Source organism: Streptomyces sp. AM6-12 (assembly GCF_044327085.1).
Classification (GTDB): domain Bacteria; phylum Actinomycetota; class Actinomycetes; order Streptomycetales; family Streptomycetaceae; genus Streptomyces.
The window spans coordinates 3,099,049-3,118,903 of sequence record NZ_JBIQWN010000001.1; the positions used below are offsets into that span (position 1 = coordinate 3,099,049).

Here is a 19,855-nt window from a genome sequence, read left to right on the forward strand (position 1 = left end):
CCGCGGAGGGGCCTGGTGGAACGCCTCGGAGGGGCTTGGTGGACCGCCTCAGAAAAGCCCGGTGGCCGCGAACCGCAGCACCAGTTGAGGTGCCCCGGACAGCGCGACGCCCGCCACCCCGGCGAGGGCGATCGCGGCTGTGAGCGGGGCCGGGACCCGGTGTCGGACGGCCTCGCCCTCGGGGGCGCGGAACAGCAGGGCGGTCCACTGGAGGTAGTAGTAGAGGGCGATCACCACGTTGACGGCCATGACGACCGCGAGCCAGCCCAGGCCCGCGTCCACGGCCGCCGAGAACACGGTGACCTTGGCGAACAGGCCGATGATCCCCGGCGGCAGCCCGGCCAGGCAGAGCAGGAAGAAGGCCATCAGGAGAGCGGTCACCGGGTTGGTGCCGTACAGGCCCCGGTAGTCGGAGATCCGGTTCTGGCCGCGGTTGCGGCCCACCACGGCGGCCACTGCGAACGCGCCGAGGTTCACGACGGCGTACATGAGGGCGTACGCGACGGTCGAACCGATCGCCTTCTGCGCGTCCTTGGCGTACCCGGCCGCCGCGATCGGTACGAGGAGATAGCCGGCCTGGCCCACGGAGGACCAGGCGAGCAGTCGTACGGCGCTGTGCGCGCGCGTGGCCCGCTGGCGCAGCGCGCCGACGTTGCCGGCGGTCATGGTGAGCGCGGCCAGGACGGCGAGCGCGGGCCCCCAGACGCCGGCGTACGACGGGAACGCGACCACGGTGACGAGGATCAGGCCGGAGAAGCCCACCGCCTTGCCGACGACCGACAAGTAGGCGGCGACGGGCAGCGGCGCGCCCACATAGGTGTCGGGCACCCAGAAGTGGAAGGGCACGGCGGCCAACTTGAAGGCGAAGCCGATCAGGGTGAGGACGACGCCCGTCTGGGCCAGGGTGTGCAACTGGCCGGGGGCGTCCGGAAGTCGCTGCGCCACCTGGGTGAGGTAGAGGGTTCCGGTGGCGGCGTAGACAAAGCTGACGCCCATCAGGCTGACCGCGGTGGCGGTGACCGAGGACAGGAAGAACTTCAGCGCGGCCTCGGAGGAGCGTTTGTCCCCGTGCCGGATGCCGACGAGCGCGAAGGCGGGCAGGGAGGCGGTCTCCAGGGCCACGATCAGGGTGGCCAGGTCGCGGGCGGCGGGCAGCAGGGCGGCACCGGCCGTGGCGGACAGCAGCAGGAACCAGAACTCGCCGGGCGGGACGCGCCGCCGGTCGTCGTCCAGGGTGGTGATCGACAGCAGGGCGGCGAGCAGGGCGCCGCCGAGGACCAGGAACTGGATGACGAGGGTGAAGTGGTCGGCGGTGTAGCTGCACGCGCGCGGGCCGCCGGTGCCCGATCCGGTGCCGGTGCCGGCCAGGCAGAAGGTGGCGCGGTCGCCGTCCAGCAGCGGCAGCAGCATCAGCGCGGCGGCGGCGAGTCCGGCCACCGAGATCCAGCCGAGGACGTTCTTGCGGGCCTCGGGCAGGAAGAGGTCGGCGACGAGCACGCCGAGCGCCACGACCGCGGCGATCAGGGGCGGGGCGACGGCGAGCCAGTCGACGGACTGGACCAGCGACGCGGCGGACTCGGCAGTCGCGGCGAGGGGCTGGGCGAAGGGCTGGGCGCTCATCGGGTGCCTCCTGCGAGCAGCTGGTGCACGGCCGGGTCGGTCAGGCCGAGCAGGGCCCGTGGCCACAGTCCGGCGACGACGGTCAGGGCGACGAGCGGGGTCCAGGCGGCGAACTCGTAGCCCTGGACGTCGGCGAGCTTGGGCACCTCGCGCTCGGCGCCGCCCATGCACACCCGGCGGACCACGATCAGCATGTACGCGGCCGTCAGCAGGGTGCCGAACGCGCCGATCGCCATGAAGGTGAGGAACGCGGGACGGCTGAGGGCCCCCGCGGGTTCGAACGCGCCGAACAGAGAGAGCATCTCGCCCCAGAACCCGGCGAGTCCGGGCAGCCCGAGGGAGGCCACGGCACCGAAGGCGAGCAGCCCGCCGAGGCGGGGCGCCTTGCCGTACAGGCCGAGGCCGGTCTCCTCGGCGGTGTCGAGGTCGGTGCTGCCGGTGCGCTCCTTCAGGGCGCCGACCAGGAAGAACAGCAGGCCGGTGATGAGGCCGTGGGCGATGTTGGCGAACAGGGCGCCGTTGACACCGGTCGGGGTCATGGTGGCGATGCCGAGGAGGACGAAGCCCATGTGACCGACCGAGGAGTAGGCGATCAGCCGCTTGAGGTCGCCCTTCGCGCCCCGCCTGGCCAGCGCCAGACAGGCCAGGGACCCGTAGATGATCCCGACGACGGCGAACGCGGCGAGGTACGGCGCGAAGACGCGGAACCCGTGCGGCGCGACCGGCAGCAGGATCCGGACGAACCCGTACGTGCCCATCTTCAGCAGGACCCCGGCGAGCAGGACCGAGCCCGTGGTCGGGGCGGCGGTGTGGGCATCGGGCAGCCAGCTGTGCAGCGGCCACATCGGGGTCTTGACCGCGAGCCCGAGACCGATCGCCACAACGGCGATGACCTGCACGGACGCGGTCAGCGACCGGCCGTTGTCAGTGGCGAGTGCCACCATGTCGAACGTGCCCGCCTTGATTCCGATCAGGAGCAGGCCGAGCAGCATGACGACGGAGCCGAGCAGCGTGAACAGGATGAACTTCCACGCGGCCCGGTTCCGCCCCTCGCCGCCCCAGCGGGCGATGAGGAAGTACATCGGGATCAGCACGGTCTCGAAGGCGAGGAAGAACAGCAGCAGATCGAGCACGGCGAAGGTCGCGAGCGTGCCGGTCTCCAGCAGGAGCAGCAGGGCGACGAACGCCTTCGGGGACGGGCCCGTGGGCGGCTTGAAGTAGGAGTACAGCGCGCACAGGAAGGTCAGCAGCGCGGTCAGCACGACAAGGGGGAGGGAAATGCCGTCGACGCCGAGGTGGATCCGCACGTCCAGCGCGGGGATCCAGCTGATGTCGGTCGTGGCCTGCATCCTCGCCGGATGGTGGTGGTCGAAGCCGAGCGCGAGCAGGATCGCGGCGGCGAGGATCACCCCGGTCACGGTGACGCCGTGGCGCAGCACGGACTGCTCGGGCGACTTCCCCTTCAGTCCGGGCGGGGCCGGCAGGAGGGCGGCGACGGCGCCGATGAGCGGGCCGACGACGATCAATGCCAGAAGGACTCGCATCAGGGACTCGTTGATATCGATCACGCCTGCTCACGCTCCCGTGGCGACGAGGACGACGGCGACCGCCAGGACGACGGTGCCGGCGAGCAGCGCGCTCACATAGGTCTGCACATTGCCGGTCTGGGCGCGGCGTACGGCGGCCCCGAGCAACCGGGGCAGCGCGCCGGCGGCGCCGACGTAGGTGTCCACGACCTCCCGGTCGAGGAAGCGGACGAGGCTCGCCGCGCCCCGCACCGGGCGGACGAACAGCGCGGCGTAGACGGCGTCGAGGTGGAAGCCGACGGCCGCGTGCCGGTGCAGCGGGCCGAGCAGCACCCGCCCGGGGTCCGCCGGGTCGGGGGCGTAGGCGATGTCGCCGTAGGCCGGCGTGTGGCTGGCGATGGCCTCGGCCTCGACCAGTCCCGCGTCGCCCTCGGGGTGGGCGGCCACCGCGCCGAGCGGGACGCTGACGAGGCTTCGGGTGGTGCGCTGCCAGACGCCGTAGGTGAGGAGGGCGCCGACCACGGCGAGACCCGTGCCGAGGATGGAGGTGAGCAGGGTCGGGGTCAGCGAGGTGCCGTCGAACCAGCCGGGCAGCGCGCGGTAGGCGAGCCCGCCGAAGGCCAGCGAGGGCACCGCGAGGACCCACAGGACCGCGGTCATGGTCAGCGGCTGGCGGCCGTGGTCGGGGGCCTCGGCACCCCGGCCGTGGAAGGCCAGCAGCCACAGCCGGGTGGCGTAGGCGGCGGTGAGTACGGCGGTCACCAGACCGGCGACGAGGACGAGCCAGCCGGCCGCGCCGGGCACGTGCGCGGTGTCCCCGTGAGCCGCGTGTTCGGCGGCGCCGAGGACGGACTCCTTGGAGAAGAAGCCGCTGAACGGCGGGATCGCGGCGAGCGCGAGCAGGGCCACGGTCATCGTCCAGTAGGCGTCCGGGACTCGCTCGCGCAGACCGCGCATGCGGGACATGGCGGCCAGCGAGTTGGTGCCGGAGGCGTGGATGATCACACCGGCGGCGAGGAACAGCAGCGCCTTGAAGGCGCCGTGGGACAGGAGGTGGAAGACGGCGGCACCGCGGTCGCCGACGGCCAGGGCACCGGTCATGTAGCCGAGCTGGCCCATCGTCGAGTAGGCGAGGACGCGCTTGATGTCGTCCTGGGCGAGCGCGGCGAGCCCGGAGCCGGTCATGGTGACGGCGGCCATCACGGCGAGGACCAGCATCGCGGCACCGGACGCCTCGAACACCGGGAGGAGACGGGCGACGAAGTAGACACCGGCGGCGACCATCGTGGCGGCGTGGATCAGCGCCGAGACCGGCGTCGGGCCGGCCATGGCGTCCGGCAGCCAGGTGTGCAGCGGGAATTGCGCCGATTTTCCGGCCACGCCCGCGAGCAGCAGCAGGGCGACCAGGGTCGGATGGTGCAGCCCGCCGTTCGCGACCGTGCCGAGGACGGAGGTGATGCGGAAGGAGCCGGCGTCGATGGCGAGCGCGAACAGGCCGATCAGGAACGGCACATCGCCGAGCTTGGTGACCAGGAACGCCTTGAGGGACGCGGCGCGGGCCTCGGGGGTCTCCCAGTAGTGGCCGACCAGGAAGTAGGAGCAGATGCCCATCACCTCCCAGCCGACCAGCAACACGATCAGGTCGCCGGAGTAGACGACGAGCAGCATCGCGGAGGTGAACAGGGAGACGAGGGCGGCGTACGAGGGGTAGCGCGGGTCCTCGCGCAGGTAGCCCGTGGAGTAGATCTGCACACAGGCCGCCACGAAGGCGACCAGGATCGCGACGAGCGCGGCGAAGCCGTCGAGGTGCAGGGCCAGTTCGACGGGCACCGAACCGGTGGGGGTCAGTTCCGTGTGCGCGTCCACGGCCGGTCCGCCGCCCTGGCGGACGGCGACCAGCGCGGCCAGCACCAGAGAGGCCAGCGGCGGCAGCACGGCGAGCGGGCGCACGAAACCGGGCGCGGTACGGCCGAGCAGCAGCCCGGCCACGGCGCCGAGGAACGGCAGGAGGGGGACGAGTACGGCGAGGGTGGTCGTGGTCACGCGGTGGCCTCGGTCTTCTGTGCCCGGTCGGCACCCGGTTCCGCGGCATCGGGGCCTTCGGCGGTGTCGCGGAGCTTGTCGATGTCGGAGGTGCCGCGGTTGCGGTACACGGCGAGCACGATCGCCAGGCCGATGCCGATCTCGGCGGCGGCGACGGCGATGGTGAACAGGGTCAGCGCCTGGCCGGAGTGCACGGTGTCGCGGGCGGCGCGGCTGAGCCAGACGTCGAAGGCGACCAGGTTGAGGTTGACGGCGTTGAGCATCAGCTCGACCGACATCAGGACCAGGATCGCGTTGCGGCGGGCGAGGACGCCGTACAGGCCGGTGCAGAAGAGGAGGGCGGAGAGTACGGCGGGGTAGACGAGGTGCATCAGCGGGCGCCGTCCTTCTGGGCGGGCACGGGCGTCGGCGTACGGGCGTCCGGCTCGTCCCCGCCGTCGGCCTCGGCCTTGGCTTTGCGGGACAGGACGATCGCGCCGACCAGGGCCGCGAGGAGCAGCACGGACAGGGCCTCGAAGGGCAGCACCCAGTACCGGAACAGGCTCGCCCCGGTGACGTGGGTGGTGCCGGCGGCCGGTCCGGTCAGGTCGATCCAGGTCGTACGGAAGGCGTCGGCGACCACCCACACCAGGGCGACGGCGGCGGCGACCGCGACCGCGAGGGCGGCCCAGCGGTTCCCGGAGTCGGCGTCCGGGGAACGGCCGATGGGGGCCCTGGTGAGCATCAGCCCGAACAGGAGGAGTACGACGACGGAACCGACGTAGATCAGGACCTGCACCCAGGCGATGAACTCGGCCGTGAGCAGCAGGTACTCCACGGCGAGGCCGCCGAGCGCGACCACCAGCCACAGGGCGGCGTGCACCAGTTGCCGGGTGGTGACGGTGATCAGCGCGGCGCCGAGGGTGACCAGGCCGACGAGGAGGAAGGCGATCTCGACGCCGGTCGGGGAGAGGAAGCCGTGCGGGGCGGCCGCAAGGCTCAGAGTGGGGGCGGGGGTCATGCGTCGCCCTCCTTCGAGTCGGCCTGCGCCGCCTCGGCCCGTGCCGCGGCCAGCTTCTCGGCGCTCTTGCGGGCGGCGGCGATCTCCTTCGGCTCCTCCGCGCCCGGATCGAGCGCGGGCGGGGCCGGCACGGTCCACATCCACTCGCGGAGCTTGTCCCGCTCGTGGGTGAGCTCGTGGATGTCGGTCTCGGCGTACTCGAACTCCGGGGACCAGAACAGCGCGTCGAAGGGGCAGACCTCGATGCAGATACCGCAGTACATGCACAGGGCGAAGTCGATGGCGAACCGGTCGAGGACGTTGCGGCTGCGCTCGCGGCCGCCGGGTGCGGCGGGCGGCACCGTCTCCTTGTGGGAGTCGATGTAGATGCACCAGTCGGGGCATTCGCGGGCGCACAGCATGCAGACCGTGCAGTTCTCCTCGAACAGGCCGATCACGCCGCGGGTGCGGGGCGGCAGTTCGGGCAGCGTGTCCGGGTACTGCTCGGTGCCGTGCTTGCGCGTCATCGTGCGCAGGGTGACGGCGAGGCCCTTGGCGAGTCCGGAACCGGGGATGCGGGGCCGGGTGGGCGGGAGCGACTCGGCCATCAGGAGATCACCACCTTGACGATGCCGGTGAGGGCGATCTGGGCGAGGGAGAGGGGGACGAGGAGGGTCCAGGACAGCTTCTGGAGCTGGTCCTCGCGCAGCCGGGGGTAGGTGACGCGGAGCCAGATGACGAGGAAGGCGAGGATCGCGGCCTTCAGCAGCGTCCAGACCCAGCCGAGCCCGTCCGCGCCCCAGGGGCCGTGCCAGCCGCCCAGGAAGAGGACGGTGGTCAGACCGCACAGCACGACGATGCCTGCGTACTCGGCGAGCAGGAACAGGGCGAAGCGCAGGCCGGTGTACTCGGTGTACGCGCCGAAGATGATCTCCGAGTCGGCGACGGGCATGTCGAACGGCGGACGTTGCAGCTCGGCGAGCCCGGCGACGAAGAAGACGACCGCGCCGATCAGCTGCCAGGGCAGCCACCACCAGTGGAAGGCGTGCAGGATGCCCGGCAGGGAGACGGTGCCGGCCGCCATCGCGACGGAGGCCGCGGGGAGCAGCATCGGCAGTTCGTAGGCCAGCAGCTGGGCGGCGGTGCGCAGGCCGCCGAGCAGGGAGAACTTGTTGGCGCTGGCCCAGCCCGCCATGAGCGAGCCGAGGACGCCGACGCCCATCACCGCGAGCGCGAAGAACACGCCCGCGTCCAGGGCCTGGCCGACGGCACCCTCGCTCGGTCCGATCGGGATGACGAGCAGGACGAACAGGTACGGCAGCAGGGCGACGGCGGGCGCGAGCTGGAAGACCCGGCGGTCGGCCTGCGCCGGCACCACGTCCTCCTTCTGCGCGAACTTCACCCCGTCCGCGACCAGCTGGGCCCACCCGTGGAACCCGCCCGCGTACATCGGCCCGAGCCGCCCCTGCATATGGGCCATCACCTTGTGCTCGGTCTGCCCCACGACCAGCGGGAAGACGAGAAACACGACGAACACGGCCACGAGCCGCAGGGCGACGTCGAGTGCGCCGTTCACTGCGGGCCTCCTGGGGGGTCGGTCGGGGGGACTTCGGGGGTCGGGGTGGGGTCGGAGTCCGGGGCGGGTTTCGGGTCGGTGTTCGGGGTGGGGTCCGGGTCCGGGTCGGAGTCCGGCTTCGGTTCCGAGGTCTGGGCCGGGGCCGGGTCCGGGTCCGGGTCGGAGTTCGGGGTCGAGTCCGGGTCGGATGGGGGTTGGCTGGTCCGGGGCTGCGAAGCGGTCGGTTCCGAGGGCCCGGCCGGTTCTGAAGGCTCGGCAAGACGTGCCGGCCCGGTCGGCTCCGAAGGCTCGGCGGGCCGTGACGGCTCGGGCGGCTGGAACGGCTCGGGCGTGGGCTGCGGTTCGGTGGATCCGGCGGACCGCAACTCAACAGCCTCGCGCGGTTCTACGGCACTTCGCTCAGCCCCTTCGCAAGGCTCCGGCTCGGCAACCTGCTCCGGCTCAGCCGTTTCGGCGTGCCGCGACTTGGCTGCCTCGGGTGCCTCTACGGCACCGCGCCCAGCCCCCTCGCGAGACTCCGGCTCGGCGGCCCGCTCCGGCTCCGCGGCCTGCTCGGGCTCGGCGGCCTGCTGAGGCTCCGCGGTCCGTTCCGGCCCCGCGGCCCGCTCCGGCTCGTCGAACGCCGGGCGGGCGTGGTGCCATGGGGCGTCTGCGCTGCGCGGTGCCGTACGGCTGGCCGGGCGGTCGGCGTTGCCGGAGCCCGCAGGCCCCTCCGCCGAGTCGGTCGCCGGGGGCTCCGGGGTGCGCTGGGAGGCCGAGCCCTCCGACGCGCTGCGGGCACGCCGGGGGCGGGCCGGTGCCGGAGCGGGACCGGCGGCGGGCCCCTCAGCCCCGGACCGCGCGGCATCGCCCCCGGTCGTCTGGCTCGCGGACCCCTCGCTCGCGCTCCGCATCCGCCGCGGACGGGCCGGACCACCGGCGGCTGGTCCCGGCTCGGCACCAGCCACGCCACCTGAACCACCCGCACCAGCCGCACCCTCGGCCTCCGGCTCCTTCGGCTCTCCCGCTACCTGACTCGCCGACCCCTCGCCGGCACTCCGCATCCGCCGCGGACGCGCCGGCGCACCGGCAGTGGCAGCGGCACCGCCCCCCGCCTGGGAATCCCCCTCCACCGGCGTTACCTGACTCGCCGAGCCCTCGCTCGCGCTCCGCGTCCTGCGCGGGCGCGCCGGGGCAGCGCCCTCCGTCGCGCCCGGCTGACCGGTCGAGCCCTCCGCCGCGGTGCGGGTGCGCCGTACCGGGCGGTCTCCGGCGGCGCGGGCCGGGCGGGCCGGGGCGGCGGGGAGCTGGCCCTTGAGGGGGCCCCACTCGTTGGGGTCGGGGACACCCGGCGGAAGCATCTGGCGGCGCTTGGGACCACCGTGCTCGGACTCGCCGGGCTCCTTCGCGCCGGGCCACGCCTTGGCGACACGCGCGGCGAGCACGAAGTCCTTGCGCAGCGGGTGACCCTCGAAGCTCTCGGGGAGGAGCAGGTGTTCGAGCCCCGGATGCCCCTCGAAGGTCACCCCGAACATCTCGTGCGTCTCGCGTTCGTGCCAGGCCGCACCGGCGTACACCCCGACGGCGGTCGGCAGCACCGGCGCCGCGTGCGGCACCGTCGTCCGCACGAGGAGGCGGCGGACCGGGTTCAGGGCCACCACGTGGGCGGACACGCGCAGGCCCGCGCCCGGTTCGTCGACCGCGCTGAGCCAGTCGAAATAGGTGCAGGTCAGCGTCGTACGGGCCGCCTGAAGCGCGGTGAGCCAGGCGGACGGCGGGACGTCCACCGTCAGGACCTCGTACGACTCCTCGGCCACCGCTTCCGGGCCGAACAGTTCTTCGACGGGAGCGGGTAGCCAGCCGGCCGTGCTCATCACGCGCCCTCCTCGCCGGCCGGGGCGGGCGGCCGTACCAGACCGCTCTGGAGCGCGGCGGCGGACGGCCGGGCGGCGCCGTGGCCGTACCGCTCCCCCAGCGACTCGGCGGCGATCTTCTCCTGGAGCTTGAGGATGCCCTGGAGCAGCGCCTCGGGACGCGGCGGGCAGCCGGGCACGTACACGTCCACGGGGATGATCTGGTCGACGCCCTTGGTGACCGAGTACGAGTCCCAGTAGGGGCCGCCGCAGTTGGAGCAGGCGCCGAAGGAGATGACGTACTTGGGCTCGGGCATCTGTTCGTACAGGCGCTTGACGGCGGGCGCCATCTTGTCCGTGACCGTGCCCGAGACCACCATCAGATCGGCCTGGCGGGGCCCCGGCGCGAACGGGATGACGCCGAGCCGGATGAAGTCGTGCCGGGCCATCGACGCGGCGATGAACTCGATCGCGCAGCAGGCGAGGCCGAAGTTGAAGACCCAGAGCGAGTAGCGGCGGCCCCAGTTGAGGACCACCTTCATGGGCTCGGGCGCCAGCCTGGCCAGCGCGCCCAGCCGCTTGGGCTCGGGGAGGTACACGGGGTCCGGGGTCACGTCCATGCCAGGACGCCCTTCTTGTATGCGTACAGCAGGCCGACGGCGAGGAAGCCGAGGAAGACGAACATCTCCACGAGGGTCGTCGCGCCGTAGCCGGGGGCGGCGAAGACCGTCGCCCAGGGGAACAGGAAGACCGAGTCGACCGCGAAGATCACGTACAGGAAGGCGTAGACGTAGTAGCGGACCTGGGTGTGGGCCCAGCCCTCGCCTACGGGGTCGACACCGCACTCGTAAGTCAGGAGTTTTTCCGGGGTGGGCACTACGGGCCGCAGCAACCGGCCGGCGCCGAACGCGACCGCGACGAACAGCACGCCGACGACGGCGAGCAGCCCCACGGCCGAGTACGACCGGAAGTAGCCGGCCGCGGTGACGACGTGTGTCGCGGCGATGGTCGAGTCCCCCAGCGTCTCCCGCACCGTCCGTCCCTCGCTCCCTGACCTCGTGACCTGTACGCACGGGAGTCTAGGCCCTGATAAAGAACCGGTAAGCAGGCAGTCACGCCGCGGGACGCCCCGCGACGGCCGGGGGTGGGGTTTTCCCCCGTAGGCGGAGGGCGGTGTACCGCATGGCGCGGAAGGTGCCGCATTCGGCAGGCTGTCCGGTATGACCGCTCCCAGCTCCGCCGCCGACCGGCCCGACGGCCTCGCCCAGCCCGACATACCCGGTCGGCCCGACGGCACCGACGGCGCCGATGGCACCGACCGCCTCCCGCCCCCGAGGCCGGCCTACGACATCCATACGTGGAAGGAGATCACGCACCTCCTGCTCAACCTGCCGACGGCGGTGTTCGGCTTCGTCTACGCGATCACCGCACTGTCCGTCGGCGGCGCCCTCACCGTCACCGTGATCGGCCTGCCGCTGCTGGCGCTGTCCCTGCTGGGCGCCCGGCAGCTGGGGAAGCTGGAGCGGGCGCGGGCCAGGGCACTGCTCGGGGTGCGGGTGGAGGAGCCGTCACCGCTGCCGCTCGCCCGCGGCGGGAGCATGCTCCAGCGGGCGTGGATGGCGCTGAAGGACCCGGTGGGCTGGCGCACGCTGCTGTACGACGCGATCCGGCTGCCCTGGGGCGTTCTCACCTTCTGCACGGTGCTGGTCTCGCTGTTCGTGCTGTGGCCCCTGCTGCCGTACCTCGCCCGCGCTCTGGCGAACGTGGACCGGGCGATGGTGCGCGGCCTGCTCTCCCCCTCCGACGAGCTGGAACGCCGCATAGCGGAGCTGGAGTCGGACCGGGGCGTCGTGGTGGACACCGCCGCCGCCGACCTGCGCCGCATCGAGCGCGATCTGCACGACGGCGCCCAGGCCCGGCTGGTCAATCTGGCCATGGGGCTGGGCCTGGCCAAGGAGAAGCTGCTGGAGGACCCGGACACCGCGGCGGCGATGGTGGCGGAGGCGCACGGCGAGGTGAAGCTGGCCCTCCAGGAGCTGCGCGACCTGGCCCGCGGCATCCATCCCGCCGTCCTCACCGACCGCGGTCTGGACGCCGCCCTGTCCTCGGTCGCCGCTCGGTGCACGGTGCCGGTCAAGGTGACGGTCGACCTCGCCGCCCGCCCCGCCGCGGCCATCGAGGGCATCGCCTACTTCACCGTCTCCGAGCTGCTCCAGAACGTCAGCAAGCACAGCGGCGCCCGCTCCGCCTCGGTGGACGTGTGGCGCGCCGCGGACCGACTGCTGATCCAGGTGCACGACGACGGCCGGGGCGGCGCCAGCCTGGACGGCGGCAGCGGGATGCGGGGCCTGGCGGACCGGCTGGGCGCGGTGGACGGCCTGTTCGTGGTCGACTCCCCGGCCGGCGGCCCGACCGAGGTCACGGCCGAACTGCCGTGGCGCGACCGGGAGAAGTAACCCCGAGGAGCGGCGGCGGACGCCCGCCGGGCCGGCGGGGGGTGGGGAAAACCCCCGGTTCAGGACGCCGACGGACTCCATGGTCCGCAGGGCCTCGGCACACGACTCTTGAGTTACGGCTGAACCGCCGCTGGCACGAGGAGAACGGGACGACATCGATGGCCACTCAGTACGAACACGGTGGGTACGGCCAGGGATACGACGTGGGCGACGACGAACGGCGGTACGGACCCGGCCCGCACCCCGGCCCCCGCCCCCGGCTGCCCGCCGCGCTGCGGGCGCCGTTCGAGGCCCGCACCTGGCGGGAGCTGGGCTACGTCCTGCTGAGCCTGCCGGTCTCGATCGCGCTGTTCACCTGGACGGTGACGATGGTGTCGCTGGGCGCGGGCCTGCTGGTGACCTTCCTCGGCGTTCCCGTCCTCGCCGCGGCGCTGGCCGGCTGCCGGGGCTTCGGCGCGCTGGAGCGGGTGCGGGCGCGGGCGCTGCTGGGCGTGGACGTGCCCGGACCGGAGCCACTGCGGGTGCGCAAGCCGGGCGCGCTGGCCTGGATGGGCGCGGTCCTCAAGAGCGGCGCCTCCTGGCGGAGCCTGCTGTACGCACTCGTCCAGTTCCCCTGGGCGGTGTTCACCTTCACGGTCGCGGTGGTCCTGTGGACGCTGAGCCTGACCTTCCTGACCTACCCGCTGTGGTTCTGGGTCTTCCCGGCGTACGCGGGAGAGGGCGGCGTCCAGCTGTACGGCGACGAACACCACCACATCTATCTGGACACCCCGTTCGAGATCACCGTGACCGCGCTGGTCGGGCTGCTGTTCACGCTCGCCACGCCCTGGCTGGTGCGCGCCCTGACGACGCTGGACGGGCTGCTGGTGCGCGGACTGCTCGGCCCGTCGTTGCTGTCGGAGCGGGTGGTGGAGCTGGAGTCGGACCGGGGGGTCGTGGTGGACACCGCCGCCGCCGACCTGCGCCGCATCGAACGCGATCTGCACGACGGCGCCCAGGCCCGGCTGGTCGGCCTGGCGATGGACCTGGGGCTGGCCAAGGAGAAGATGCGGGAGGACCCGCAGGCGGCGGCACGCATGGTGGAGGACGCGCACGGCGAGGTGAAGACGGCGCTCCAGGAGCTGCGCGCGCTCGCCCGTGGCATCCACCCGGCGGTGCTGACCGACCGTGGTCTGGACGCGGCCCTGTCGGCGGTGGCCTCCCGGTGCACGGTGCCGGTCCGGGTGGAGGTCGATCTGCCGTCCCGTCCGGCACCGGCCATCGAGGGCATCGCGTACTTCACGGTCTGCGAACTGCTCCAGAACGTCGCCAAGCACAGCGGGGCACGCTCCGCCTCCGTCGATGTGTGGCATGCGGAGGACCGCCTGATGCTCCAGGTGGCCGACGACGGGGTGGGCGGCGCGGATGCCTCCGCCGGCTCAGGCCTCGCGGGCCTCAAGGGCCGCCTGGGCGCGGTGGACGGCATCCTGCTGGTGGACTCCCCGGCAGGCGGTCCGACGCGGGTGATAGCGGAACTTCCCTGGCGCGGCCGACCGGCGGCCAGCTAGCTTCTGACCAGCGGATATACCGGCGCTCGCACCAGTTATCCACAGGGCCTGGCACGCTGTGTGCCGATTCCTGGAATGCTTGGTCCTCGTACACGGCGCGTCCCCGATGGGCGTCGCCACGGGACCGCGCATGACGGGGGCGAAGGACGTGGAGGACAGAGTGCGGGTGGTCATCGCCGAGGATTCGGTGCTGCTCCGAGAGGGTCTGACCCGGCTGCTGACCGACCGGGGACACGAGGTGGTGGCCGGGGTCGGGGACGCGGAGGCGCTGGTGAAGACCATCGCCGACCTGGCCGGCGAGGGCGCGCTGCCCGATGTGGTGGTGGCGGACGTGCGGATGCCGCCGACCCACACCGATGAGGGGGTGCGGGCGGCCGTGGCCCTGCGCAAGACGCATCCCGGCCTCGGGGTGCTGGTGCTGTCGCAGTATGTGGAGGAGCGGTACGCCACCGAGCTGCTGGCCGGTTCCACGCGGGGCGTGGGCTATCTGCTCAAGGACCGGGTGGCGGACGTCCGGGAGTTCGTGGACGCGGTGGTGCGGGTCGCCGAGGGTGGTACGGCGCTCGACGCGGAGGTGGTCACGCAGCTGCTGGGCCGCAGCCGGAAACAGGATGTACTGGCCCGGCTGACCCCGCGCGAGCGCGAGGTGCTGGCGCTGATGGCCGAGGGGCGCACGAACTCGGCGATCGCCCGGCAACTGGTCATCAGCGACGGCGCGGTGGAGAAGCACGTCAGCAACATCTTCCTCAAGCTCGGCCTGTCGCCGAGCGACGGGGACCACCGGCGGGTGCTCGCGGTGCTCACCTACCTGAACTCCTGACCGGGCGTCCGGGCCTGCGGCCGGGTTCCTGACCGGAGGTCCGCGGCGGGTGGGGTCGGCCGGGCGTCAGGGGCGTATCAGGGGATCCGGCTTCCGTGGGAATGAGGAGTCCCCGGCAGGAGAGCGGAGGGGTGAACCGGGGAAGGAAGCCCTGACATGTCAGCGCTACACGTCGTCTCGAAACATCATCCGAATCTGCGGATGACCACGGGAAGGCGACCCTAACCGACGTAGGGTTGATCCTGGGATTGGTCCGTGGGACGACCACGCCCCGGACAGCCGCCTCGAAGGAGGTCCAGTTCAGTGACCAGCCAGGTCAGTAGCCCAACGGAGCAGGCCGACGAATCTGTCGTCGGGGAGCAGCGCAAACCGGGCGGCGCGAAGGATGTGCGGCGTCTGGACCGGGTGATCATCCGGTTCGCGGGGGACTCGGGTGATGGTATGCAGCTCACCGGGGACCGGTTCACCTCGGAGACGGCTTCCTTCGGCAACGACCTTTCGACCCTGCCGAACTTTCCCGCGGAGATCCGGGCGCCTGCCGGGACCTTGCCGGGTGTCTCCTCGTTCCAGCTTCATTTCGCCGATCATGACATCCTCACTCCGGGGGATGCGCCGGACGTTCTCGTCGCGATGAACCCGGCCGCTCTGAAGGCCAATATCGGCGATCTCCCGCGTGGCGCGGAGGTCATCGTGGACACGGACGAGTTCACCAGGCGGGCCCTGCAGAAGGTCGGTTACGACGCCTCGCCGCTGGACGACGGTTCCCTGGACGCCTACCACCTGCACCCGGTACCGCTGACCACGCTGACGGTGGAGGCCCTCAAGGAGTTCGACCTGTCCCGTAAGGAGGCCGAGCGCAGCAAGAACATGTTCGCGCTCGGTCTGCTGTCGTGGATGTACCACCGGCCCACCGAGGGCACGGAGAGGTTCCTGGCGTCGAAGTTCGCGAAGAAGCCGCAGATCATGGCGGCGAACATCGCCGCGTTCCGGGCGGGCTGGAACTTCGGGGAGACCACGGAGGACTTCGCCGTCTCCTACGAGGTCGCCCCGGCCGCGGCCGCGTTCCCGCCCGGCACCTACCGCAACATCTCCGGCAACCTCGCCCTGGCCTACGGTCTGATCACCGCTTCCCGGCAGGCCGGCCTGCCCCTGTTCCTGGGCTCCTACCCGATCACGCCGGCCTCGGACATCCTGCACGAGCTGAGCCGGCACAAGAACTTCGGGGTGCGTACCTTCCAGGCCGAGGACGAGATCGCCGGCATCGGTGCCGCCCTGGGGGCCGCGTTCGGCGGGTCGCTGGCGGTGACGACCACCTCCGGTCCCGGTGTCGCGCTCAAGAGCGAGACGGTCGGGCTGGCCGTCTCGCTGGAGCTGCCGCTGCTGGTGGTGGACATCCAGCGCGGCGGTCCCTCCACCGGCCTGCCGACCAAGACCGAGCAGGCGGACCTTCTGCAGGCGATGTACGGGCGCAACGGCGAGGCACCGGTACCGGTCGTCGCGCCGCGCACCCCGGCGGACTGCTTCGACGCGGCCCTGGAAGCCGCCCGGATCGCCCTGGCCTACCGCACCCCGGTGATGCTGCTCTCCGACGGCTACCTCGCCAACGGCTCCGAGCCCTGGCGCATCCCCGACATCGGTGAACTGCACGACCTGCGCGTCCGGTTCACCACCACACCCAACCATCGGCTGGCCGACGGCACCGACGTCTTCTGGCCCTACAAACGTGATGCGCAGACCCTGGCGCGGCCCTGGGCGGTGCCGGGCACGCCCGGTCTGGAGCACCGTATCGGCGGGATCGAGAAGCAGGACGGCACCGGCAACATCTCCTACGATCCCGCCAACCACGACTTCATGGTCCGCACCCGCCAGGCCAGGATCGACAACATCACCGTCCCCGACCTGGAGGTGGACGACCCGCACGGTGCCCGCACCCTGGTCCTGGGCTGGGGCTCGACCTACGGCCCCATCACCGCGGCGGTACGCAGACTGCGCGCGGCCGGCGACGCGATCGCCCAGGCCCACCTGCGCCACCTCAACCCCTTCCCGGCCAACCTCGGCGCGGTCCTCGCCCGCTACGACAAGGTCGTCATCCCCGAGATGAACCTCGGCCAGCTGGCCACCCTGATCCGCGCGAAATACCTCATCGACGCCCACTCCTACAACCAGGTCAACGGCATGCCGTTCAAGGCACAGCAGCTCGCCACCGCACTGAAGGAGGCCATCGATGACTGACACCGCCAACCCACTCCTCCAGCTGGTGCCCCGGGCCGAGGCCGAACAGTCGATGAAGGACTTCAAGTCGGACCAGGAAGTACGCTGGTGCCCCGGCTGCGGCGACTACGCCATCCTCGCCGCCGTCCAGGGCTTCATGCCCGAACTCGGCCTGGCCAAAGAGAACATCGTCTTCGTCTCCGGCATCGGCTGCTCCTCCCGCTTCCCGTACTACATGAACACCTACGGGATGCACTCCATCCACGGCCGCGCCCCCGCCATCGCCACCGGCCTCGCCACCAGCCGCCGCGACCTGTCCGTATGGGTCGTCACCGGCGACGGCGACGCGCTCTCCATCGGCGGCAACCACCTCATCCACGCCCTGCGCCGCAACGTCAACCTGAAGATCCTGCTGTTCAACAACCGGATCTACGGCCTGACCAAGGGCCAGTACTCACCCACCTCCGAGGTCGGCAAGATCACCAAATCGACGCCCATGGGCTCGCTCGACGCACCCTTCAACCCCGTCTCCCTCGCCCTCGGCGCCGAAGCCACCTTCGTCGCCCGCACCATCGACTCCGACCGCAAACACCTCACCGAGGTCCTGCGCGCCGCCGCCAACCACCCCGGCACCGCACTCGTCGAGATCTACCAGAACTGCAACATCTTCAACGACGGCGCCTTCGACACCCTCAAAGACCGCCAGCAGGCCCAGGAAGCACTGATCCACCTGAACCACGGACAACCGATCCGCCTCGGAACAGGCGGCAGCCGCGGCGTCGTACGCGACCGGGCCACCGGCGACCTCCACGTGGTCACCGTCACCCCCGACAACGAGGCCGACATCCTCGTCCACGACGCCCACGCCCCCACCCCCACCACCGCCTTCGCCCTCTCCCGCCTCGCCGACCCCGACACCCTCCACCACACCCCCATCGGCGTCTTCCGCGACACCCGACGCCCCGTCTACGACGAACAGATGAGCCGGCAACTCGACACCGCCATCGAACAGAAAGGCAAAGGCGACCTCGCCACACTCCTCACAGGCAGCGACACCTGGACGGTCACCGGCTGACACCGGCCGACCGCACCACCGCACCACCGCACCACCGCACCACTGCACCACCGAGGCCCGGAACGACCGTTTCCGGGCCTCTTCGCATGTCCGGACGAGGAAGCACTTTCTTTTAGTTAGCGCTAGCCGTATGGTTAGTGCTCTAACCCCCTCGCAAGGAGTGCAGAGACCATGAGCATCGTCGTCACCGGAGCCACCGGACACCTCGGCCGGCACGTCGTGGAGCAGTTGCTGGAGAAGGTTCCGGCGGAGCAGATCACCGCCGTCGTACGCGACGAGAAGAAGGCAGCGGACTTCGCGGCGCGCGGCGTCCGGCTGGCCGTCGCCGACTACAACGCCCCCGAGACCTTCGACGGCCTGTTCGCCGCGGGCGACAAGGTCCTGCTGATCTCGGGCAACGAGTTCGACAATGACCGGGTGCGGCAGCACACCGTGGTGATCGAGGCGGCGAAGGCGGCGGACGTGGCGCTGCTTGCGTACACCAGCGCGCCGAGCAGCCTGAAGGCCACGCTGGCGGACGACCACCGGGCCACCGAGAAGGTGCTGCTCGCCTCCGGTCTGCCGTACACGCTGCTGCGCAACGGCTGGTACCACGAGAACTACACCGAGCGGCTCGCCCCGGTGCTGGAGCACGGCGCGGTCGTGGCCGCGGCCGGCGAGGGCCGGGTCTCCTCGGCCGCCCGCGCCGACTACGCGGCCGCCGCGGTCGCGGTGCTGACCGGCGAGGGCCATGAGAACCGGACGTACGAGCTGGGCGGCGACGTGGCCTGGAGCTTCGGCGAGTACGCGGCCGAGCTGAGCCGCGCGGCCGGCCGGGAGATCGTCTACAAGGCGGTCACCGAAGAGGCGATGCGGAACATCCTCACCGGCGCCGGTCTGCCCGAGCCGCTGGCCGCCGTCTTCGCCGGGGTGGACACCTCGATCTCGCGGGGCGAGCTGGTCGTCGACTCCGGCGACCTCTCCCGGCTGACCGGCCGTCCGACGACCCCGCTGGCACAGGCCGTCGAGGCCGCGTTCAAGGACTGACCTCCACCTGACCGGCGCCTGACCGGCGCCTGCCGCCGCGCACCCCCACCTGTCATGACCGTATGGCGATACGGGCATGACAGGTGGGGGTGCGCGGCGTTACCTTCGTGCCCGCGCGCACGTCGGCGCATGGAGGAGCAGAGGGAGGGCCCGTGTCCGGGACGTCCAGGGGTGAGCACCGCATAGGTCTGCTGAACGGTTTCGCCGCCTACGGCATGTGGGGCCTGGTGCCCCTGTTCTGGCCGCTGATGAAACCTGCCGGGGCGATGGAGATCCTCGCCCACCGGATGGTGTGGTCGCTGGTCTTCGTCGCCGCGGCCCTGCTGTTCGTACGGCGCTGGGCCTGGGCCGGGGAACTCCTGCGCCAGCCGCGCCGGCTGGCGCTGGTGGCCGTGGCCGCCGCGGTGATCACCATCAACTGGGGCGTGTACATCTGGGCGGTCAACGCCGGCCATGTGGTCGAGGCGTCCCTCGGGTACTTCATCAACCCGCTGGTCACCATCGCCATGGGCGTGCTGCTGCTGAAGGAGCGGCTGCGGCCCGTGCAGTGGGTGGCGGTGGCGACGGGTTTCGCCGCGGTCGTCGTGCTGACCATCGGCTACGGCCGCCCGCCGTGGATCTCGCTCTGCCTCGCGTTCAGCTTCGCCACCTACGGGCTGGTGAAGAAGAAGGTGGGGCTCGGCGGCGTCGAGTCGCTGGCCGCGGAGACCGCGATCCAGTTCCTGCCCGCGCTCGGCTATCTGCTCTGGCTCGGCGCGCGGGGGCACTCCACCTTCACGACCGAGGGCGCGGGTCACGGGGTGCTGCTCGCCTCCACCGGCGCCGTCACCGCGCTGCCGCTGGTCTGCTTCGGCGCGGCGGCGATCCGCGTGCCGCTGTCCACCCTGGGCCTGCTCCAGTACCTGGCCCCGGTCTTCCAGTTCCTGCTGGGCATCCTGTACTTCCACGAGGCCATGCCGCCCGAGCGCTGGGCCGGTTTCGCGCTGGTCTGGGTGGCCCTGCTGCTGCTCACGGGCAGCGCCCTGCACTCGGGGCGCCGCTCGCGGAAGGCCGTGGCGACCCTGGAGGCGAGGGTCGCGGAGACTCGGGCCGGCACGCCCCGTACGGGGACTCCGGGCGGGGCCGCGGTCGACGCCTGATCGTT

The 19,855-nt window shown here is 71.8% G+C and carries 17 protein-coding genes; 7 read left to right on the forward strand and 10 right to left on the reverse strand.

From position 1 onward, the window contains the following. Window positions 1–48: 48 nt before the first annotated feature. Genes ACE4Q9_RS13955 through ACE4Q9_RS14000 form a run of 10 tightly spaced genes read right to left on the reverse strand, consistent with a single transcriptional unit; the run spans window position 49 to window position 10,609 of the window. On the reverse strand, window positions 49–1,620 hold the full coding sequence (locus ACE4Q9_RS13955; RefSeq protein ID WP_397984555.1) for an NADH-quinone oxidoreductase subunit N: 1,572 nt from the start codon (window positions 1,618–1,620) through the stop codon (window positions 49–51). Continuing rightward, window positions 1,617–3,188 (reverse strand): NADH-quinone oxidoreductase subunit M, encoded by a 1,572-nt coding sequence (locus ACE4Q9_RS13960; protein ID WP_397984556.1) that lies wholly within the window; start codon window positions 3,186–3,188, stop codon window positions 1,617–1,619. The genes ACE4Q9_RS13955 and ACE4Q9_RS13960 overlap by 4 nt, the downstream gene beginning before the upstream one ends. Before the next feature lie 6 nt (window positions 3,189–3,194). Beyond that, a complete protein-coding gene (locus ACE4Q9_RS13965; RefSeq protein ID WP_397984557.1) occupies window positions 3,195–5,189 on the reverse strand; it encodes an NADH-quinone oxidoreductase subunit L in 1,995 nt (664 codons plus the stop codon). Beyond that, the gene (gene nuoK, locus ACE4Q9_RS13970; RefSeq protein ID WP_397984558.1) at window positions 5,186–5,560 is read right to left on the reverse strand and encodes an NADH-quinone oxidoreductase subunit NuoK; all 375 of its coding nucleotides are present in this window, start codon (window positions 5,558–5,560) and stop codon (window positions 5,186–5,188) included. Before nuoK ends, ACE4Q9_RS13965 begins: the two co-directional genes overlap by 4 nt. Continuing rightward, complete coding sequence (locus ACE4Q9_RS13975) at window positions 5,560–6,189, reverse strand: NADH-quinone oxidoreductase subunit J (protein WP_397984559.1); 630 nt, start codon at window positions 6,187–6,189, stop codon at window positions 5,560–5,562. Before ACE4Q9_RS13975 ends, nuoK begins: the two co-directional genes overlap by 1 nt. Beyond that, on the reverse strand, window positions 6,186–6,776 hold the full coding sequence (locus ACE4Q9_RS13980; protein WP_397984560.1) for a NuoI/complex I 23 kDa subunit family protein: 591 nt from the start codon (window positions 6,774–6,776) through the stop codon (window positions 6,186–6,188). Before ACE4Q9_RS13980 ends, ACE4Q9_RS13975 begins: the two co-directional genes overlap by 4 nt. Beyond that, a complete protein-coding gene (locus ACE4Q9_RS13985; RefSeq protein ID WP_397984561.1) occupies window positions 6,776–7,744 on the reverse strand; it encodes an NADH-quinone oxidoreductase subunit H in 969 nt (322 codons plus the stop codon). The genes ACE4Q9_RS13980 and ACE4Q9_RS13985 overlap by 1 nt, the downstream gene beginning before the upstream one ends. Then, on the reverse strand, window positions 7,741–9,597 hold the full coding sequence (locus tag ACE4Q9_RS13990; protein WP_397984562.1) for an NADH-quinone oxidoreductase subunit C: 1,857 nt from the start codon (window positions 9,595–9,597) through the stop codon (window positions 7,741–7,743). The genes ACE4Q9_RS13985 and ACE4Q9_RS13990 overlap by 4 nt, the downstream gene beginning before the upstream one ends. Next, a complete protein-coding gene (locus ACE4Q9_RS13995) occupies window positions 9,597–10,196 on the reverse strand; it encodes an NADH-quinone oxidoreductase subunit B (protein ID WP_397984563.1) in 600 nt (199 codons plus the stop codon). The genes ACE4Q9_RS13990 and ACE4Q9_RS13995 overlap by 1 nt, the downstream gene beginning before the upstream one ends. Continuing rightward, complete coding sequence (locus ACE4Q9_RS14000) at window positions 10,187–10,609, reverse strand: NADH-quinone oxidoreductase subunit A (RefSeq protein WP_397984564.1); 423 nt, start codon at window positions 10,607–10,609, stop codon at window positions 10,187–10,189. Before ACE4Q9_RS14000 ends, ACE4Q9_RS13995 begins: the two co-directional genes overlap by 10 nt. A 187-nt stretch (window positions 10,610–10,796) precedes the next feature. On the opposite strand from ACE4Q9_RS14000, the gene ACE4Q9_RS14005 reads away from it, so the two are divergent. The 7 genes from ACE4Q9_RS14005 to rarD all read left to right on the forward strand — a co-directional run bounded on the left by ACE4Q9_RS14005 (window position 10,797) and on the right by rarD (window position 19,850). Then, window positions 10,797–12,032, forward strand: coding sequence for a sensor histidine kinase (locus tag ACE4Q9_RS14005; RefSeq protein ID WP_397984565.1), 1,236 nt, complete (start codon window positions 10,797–10,799; stop codon window positions 12,030–12,032). A 158-nt stretch (window positions 12,033–12,190) separates the two neighbouring features. Beyond that, window positions 12,191–13,579: a sensor histidine kinase gene (locus ACE4Q9_RS14010; RefSeq protein ID WP_397984566.1), complete on the forward strand. Its 1,389-nt coding sequence runs from the start codon at window positions 12,191–12,193 to the stop codon at window positions 13,577–13,579. A 130-nt stretch (window positions 13,580–13,709) separates the two neighbouring features. Further along, window positions 13,710–14,399 carry a LuxR C-terminal-related transcriptional regulator gene (locus ACE4Q9_RS14015; protein WP_397984567.1) on the forward strand — a complete coding sequence of 230 codons (690 nt, stop codon included), beginning with the start codon at window positions 13,710–13,712 and terminating at the stop codon, window positions 14,397–14,399. Window positions 14,400–14,702: 303 nt separating this feature from the next. Next, on the forward strand, window positions 14,703–16,631 hold the full coding sequence (locus ACE4Q9_RS14020) for a 2-oxoacid:acceptor oxidoreductase subunit alpha (protein WP_397984568.1): 1,929 nt from the start codon (window positions 14,703–14,705) through the stop codon (window positions 16,629–16,631). Continuing rightward, on the forward strand, window positions 16,624–17,685 hold the full coding sequence (locus ACE4Q9_RS14025) for a 2-oxoacid:ferredoxin oxidoreductase subunit beta (protein WP_397984569.1): 1,062 nt from the start codon (window positions 16,624–16,626) through the stop codon (window positions 17,683–17,685). The genes ACE4Q9_RS14020 and ACE4Q9_RS14025 overlap by 8 nt, the downstream gene beginning before the upstream one ends. 171 nt (window positions 17,686–17,856) lie before the next feature. Beyond that, window positions 17,857–18,711 (forward strand): SDR family oxidoreductase, encoded by an 855-nt coding sequence (locus ACE4Q9_RS14030; protein WP_397984570.1) that lies wholly within the window; start codon window positions 17,857–17,859, stop codon window positions 18,709–18,711. Between the two features lie 152 nt (window positions 18,712–18,863). Then, window positions 18,864–19,850 carry an EamA family transporter RarD gene (gene rarD / locus ACE4Q9_RS14035; protein WP_397984571.1) on the forward strand — a complete coding sequence of 329 codons (987 nt, stop codon included), beginning with the start codon at window positions 18,864–18,866 and terminating at the stop codon, window positions 19,848–19,850. The last annotated feature ends 5 nt before the right edge of the window (window positions 19,851–19,855 follow it).